Here is a 4538-nt window from a genome sequence, read left to right as displayed (position 1 = left end):
GCGGGGAAATTTCAGCGTTTTGGCATTACTCAACAGCTATTCGCGCTGAAGAAGCCGATCCTGATAAGCGATGCCACCAGTCAGTACCTTCAGACCGCTCAATCAGCACCCTCGTGAATGAGGCGGGATCAGGTCAGCCCATTGTTTCCCGACGAACTGAAACCGGACGGCGATTATCCCGCGCCGCTTTCCTATGTCGATACTGGTGCAGAACGGTGATGCCTGTCGATATCGCCACGCTTCCGGTTCAGCCTCGCCTGCCGGCGAGGCCTCACGTTGACCCAGTATGGTTCAACTTATCCGTTTACCCGTCAGGCGGGCCGAGGATCATCCGGTCACCGCGTATCTGGATATCGAAGCGCCCCAGGAAGCTCATGCCCAGCAGCACGACGTCGTCATCGATACCGGCATGGATCGATCCCGGCACACGGCGGACCTGCAAGCCACCCAGCCTGACGCTGTCGAGCGTCGTCAGATGGCCATCGACGCGGCCATTGGCGGTAGTGAACGTGACCTCGCGCCCCGGCTCGAGCCCGAGGGATTCGGCAAGCGACCGAGAGAGGGAAACGTAGGTAGCGCCGGTATCGATCAAGAAGGTCACGTTCTGGCCGTCGATCTCGCCCGGCGCGACGAAGTGGCCGTAGGCGTTGCGCTCCAGCGTGACCGGGGCCTGCCCGACGGAAACGGCGCCGGCCAACTCGGCATTGGGCTGGCTGCGCCGCTGTTCCACGCCACGGAACCACCAACCCGCCAGCAACAGCAGCAGAATCCAGAACAGCACCATCATGCCGATGCCGGTTCGACGGACACCGCGAGAATCATTCTCCATGGCAACCATCGCACTGTTGCAGGCGAATCGCGCGGCGCCGCTTCGCCTCATGGCCTGGCGCCGTCATGAGGATCAGCGCAGGTCCGGGTTGAGGGTATAGGTTCCGGTGATGCTGGATTCCGCCAGCACGTGACCCGCCATCGCCTCGCGAACCTGCTCGCCGGTAAATTCTCCCGACAGACCCAGCGTGGAAATATCCAGCGCGAACACGCTGAAGGTATAGCGATGGACGATTTCATCGTTCCAGGGCGGGCAAGGCCCATCGTAGCCGCCGTAGACGCCGGCCATGTCCGGGTCGCCGGCCAGAAACCCGGTGTAGCCGTTGATTCCGCTGATGCCCTTGGCGGTCTGCCCAGGCGTCTTGCCCTTGGGGACCACGCCGTCGGCCATCTCGCCTTCCTCGATCAGGTTGACCTCGACGGGAATATCCACCAGTACCCAATGGTAGAAATCGACGCGCGGCAGGTCCGCGGGGAGTGTCTTGCCTTCCTGATTGACGTCGTCCGCCACGCCCGGCACATCGGGATCGGTCACTAGCAGCACGAAGCTCTGCGTGCCTTGCGGCGCGTCCAGCCAGCGCACTTCCGGGTTGCGGTTGTCGCTCAGGCGCATGTGCTGCTCGGGATCGGGCACGGCGAAAGCGAACTGCGCCGGAATCGGCTTGCCTTCCTCGATACCCTTGATGGTCAAACGCATGGGCCACTCCTCGTCGATAGTGAAACAGGTATTGATCCCCGTACGGGCGCGCCATCGCAAACGGCTCCGGCGCACGCCGACGATTCACCGATAACCTTAAGTGCCCTCGCGGCTTTTGTCATGATCGGGCGCGGTGACGACCCATAGCGCCCAGGCGCATTGACGGCTCAGGATATCCGAGGGAGCGGATAGAGCCGGTCGGCGGTCATCTCTTCCAGCGAGTTGATGCCCAGCATCCCCAGGTTACGGTGCACCTCGGTCGCGAGAAGCGAAATGGCATGATCGACCCCGGCTTCTCCCGCCACCGCCGCGGCATAGTTGAACGGGCGGCCGACGAACACGAACTTCGCCCCCAGCGCCAGCGCTTTCAGCACATCGGAGCCGCGCCGAAAGCCGCTGTCGACCATCACGTCGAGACTCACGGCCGCGGCGATATCGGGCAGCACACGCAGCGGCGAGACATCACCGTCCAGTTGCCGCCCGCCGTGGTTGGAAACGATGATGCCATCGACACCCAGGGACTCGGCCTTGCGCGCATCCTCCACGGCCATGATGCCTTTCAGCACCAGCTTGCCGCCCCACTGCTCACGAATGCGGCGGATGTCCTCCCAATCGAGATGCTCCCGGCCGGAAAAGTCCCGCTCGACGTTCTTGGCGACGAGGGCAACGCCGCGCTCCGCACCGACATGCTCGAAATGCGGCATGCCGTGACGACGGATCGTGCGCAGGAAGGTACACAGCGCCCATTCGGGATGCGTTGCGCCTTGCCACAGCAGGCGAAGGTCGGGGCGAATCGGCGTCTTGTACCCGGTGCGCACGTTGTTTTCACGGCTCGGCACCACGGCGGAGTCGACCGTCACCACCAGCGTCTGGATTCCGGCACGAGCCACACGCGCCACCAGGGCATGAATGGATGCCGGATCGGGTGGCATGTAAGCCTGGTACCAGACATCGGGATTGACCTCGGCAATCGTCTCCAGCGCGATCAGTCCGGAGGCGCTGATGACCATGGGAATACCGGCCCGCCGGGCAGCGCTGGCCAGGCGAATGTCGCCACGGTAGGCGGTCAACGCGCTGACGCCCATCGGTGCGATGCCGAACGGCAGGGCATGTTCGCGCCCCATCAGCGAGGTTCGGGTCGTCCGCCCGCTGACATTGACCAGCGAGCGATGCACGAACCCGATCTCGCGAAAGGCCCGAAAATTGTCATCGTAGGAGGCATTGGTTTCCGCCGCACCGGCCACGTAACCGAAGATGGGCTTGGGCAGCACCCGCCTCGCGAAACGCTCGAAATCCGCCAGGCAGAGGATGTGTCGCAACCGCCGGCGAAACCACCAGCGCTCGAACCAGGAAATGCCGAGGTTCGAATTCACCGCATTTCGAAAACGGGGCTGGGGCTCCATCGCGCTCATGGCTCCATCCTCCTCGATGTCCGATGCGCGGTCGTGACCCTGGCATCATGGATCGGCTGGTCAAGGGGAAGCATGGCATGTGAAAACCGCACTGCAGTCGGGTCCGAGGGCATCGGCGTTCTCCGGGAACGTCAAAGGATATCGAGGGTGCCGACTCGACCTGAAGAGGCGATGCAGTCGACGATCAAGCGCTAAATTGTCATACATCATATTTAAAGAAACAGTCGACTTTCGATGTACAAGCCTGGATTCGATGACTTCCGCTCCCGAGTTGCAGCGTGCCAGGTTTGTTTCTAGCCTGTAACCACACTTGAAAGGAGATAACTTATGTTAAGGATGACGTTTTTGACCCTGCTGCTCACCCTCGGCCTCTCCGCATGCGGAACCTCGACCGGCGAGCGCGCGGCCAGCGGCGCGGGCGTCGGTGCCGCCGTCGGTGCGGGCGCGGCGGCTGCGACCGGAGGTGACGTCACTCAGGGTGCCGTGATCGGCGGCGGTGTCGGTGCAGCCACGGGCGCGGCAACCGACGAAGACGATGTCGACCTCGACGACTGAGCCGTCGCTGCGACTTCCCTGCCTCGTTTCAGCCTAGCGGCAGAACGAAACGCCGCGCATGCCGAGATGAAAGTGATTGGCGTGCGCGGCATTGTAGTTCGGCCCCAGAGTGGTACCGAAATAGTGACAGGCACCCGCCTGAGCCGCTTCGAGAAACCGACCACGTTCGCCCCCGTCCCCCCAGTCCTCGAGTACGCTGATCCGACGCCCATCCTCGAGCCGGAAGGCCGCGACATCGAGTGCCGACGCCGTGGCATGCTCGCTGCGTCTGGCGTTCTCCCGATGGTAGATATTGCGGCATGCGAAAGAGCCGTAATGCTGCACGCGGGAAACACCCTCGCCGAAGATCTGCCGAGCCAACGGCTGCAGTTCGTGTCGTTCGTACATGGTCCAGGCCAGCGCCAGCGGGCAACTGGCCACGAAGCTCGAACTGAACGCGACCTGCGTGCTCGAGAGCCGAACCACGTTTTCGAGCGGGCAACCGGCCGCCGCGGTGTAATCGCCCAGCGGGGTATAATCGATATCCGGCGCCGTCTCCAGCGCTGCAAGACACGCCTCTCGATCTCCGGATAGCGCTTTCAGCTTCCAACGCGTGACCGGCGTCACGGGATCGCTCACGACCAGTGGCGCGAACGGGTTCCACTCCCGCGGGATCTGCCAGATTCCCTTGTCGAAGGCGATGCCGACAGCGATCACTATCAGACAAATCAGAGTGCTTGAAGAAGGTCTTGGAAAAGGTTTCGTAACTATTCAGGTCACGCTGCCTGATCCAGGCCGTCCCGACGCATGAATTCGGGCACTTCACCGGCAAACAACTGTTCCAGTGCGGTGTGCGCTGCCAGGCCCTGCTTGACCGCCGTCGAGAGGAAGCTGCGCATCCGGCAGAAGATCTCGGCACCTTCCCAGGAGCGGAAACAGCCTGAAATCTTCTGCTGGACCTTGGTCATCCGCAGGTCACGCTCCCCTTGGTTATTGGTGAAGGGCGCGGCGGGGTCGTCGAGGAAACGCAGCACGTCGTCCTCGTACGCCTGGAGACGTTCGAGCAG

Annotated in this window: 6 protein-coding genes; 1 reads left to right on the top strand and 5 read right to left on the bottom strand. The window is 62.8% G+C overall.

Annotated features, from left to right (window positions below):
* Positions 1–304: 304 nt before the first annotated feature.
* The 3 genes from R3F72_RS18260 to R3F72_RS18250 all read right to left on the bottom strand — a co-directional run bounded on the left by R3F72_RS18260 (position 305) and on the right by R3F72_RS18250 (position 2937).
* The gene (locus tag R3F72_RS18260) at positions 305–829 is read right to left on the bottom strand and encodes a retropepsin-like aspartic protease family protein (RefSeq protein ID WP_087718516.1); all 525 of its coding nucleotides are present in this window, start codon (positions 827–829) and stop codon (positions 305–307) included.
* 72 nt (positions 830–901) lie between these two features.
* On the bottom strand, positions 902–1525 hold the full coding sequence (locus R3F72_RS18255) for a YbhB/YbcL family Raf kinase inhibitor-like protein (protein WP_332780444.1): 624 nt from the start codon (positions 1523–1525) through the stop codon (positions 902–904).
* Positions 1526–1692: 167 nt separating this feature from the next.
* On the bottom strand, positions 1693–2937 hold the full coding sequence (locus R3F72_RS18250) for an alpha-hydroxy acid oxidase (RefSeq protein WP_256961118.1): 1245 nt from the start codon (positions 2935–2937) through the stop codon (positions 1693–1695).
* 336 nt (positions 2938–3273) lie between these two features.
* Here R3F72_RS18250 and R3F72_RS18245 point away from each other — a divergent pair, with 336 nt between their 5' ends.
* Positions 3274–3492 carry a hypothetical protein gene (locus tag R3F72_RS18245; protein WP_332780445.1) on the top strand — a complete coding sequence of 73 codons (219 nt, stop codon included), beginning with the start codon at positions 3274–3276 and terminating at the stop codon, positions 3490–3492.
* 33 nt (positions 3493–3525) lie between these two features.
* Here the strand turns inward: R3F72_RS18245 and R3F72_RS18240 are convergent, their stop codons facing one another.
* On the bottom strand, positions 3526–4188 hold the full coding sequence (locus tag R3F72_RS18240; protein WP_332780443.1) for an extensin-like domain-containing protein: 663 nt from the start codon (positions 4186–4188) through the stop codon (positions 3526–3528).
* A gap of 59 nt (positions 4189–4247) precedes the next feature.
* The coding region (locus tag R3F72_RS18235) for an IS66 family transposase (protein WP_332778557.1) at positions 4248–4538 on the bottom strand (291 nt) is incomplete at its 5' end.

Origin of the sequence: Salinicola sp. 4072, assembly GCF_036663415.1 — a bacterium.
Taxonomy (GTDB): Bacteria; Pseudomonadota; Gammaproteobacteria; order Pseudomonadales; family Halomonadaceae; genus Salinicola; species Salinicola salarius_A.
Note: the sequence above shows the minus strand (reverse complement) of the source record. Positions and strands in the feature narration are given on the sequence as shown.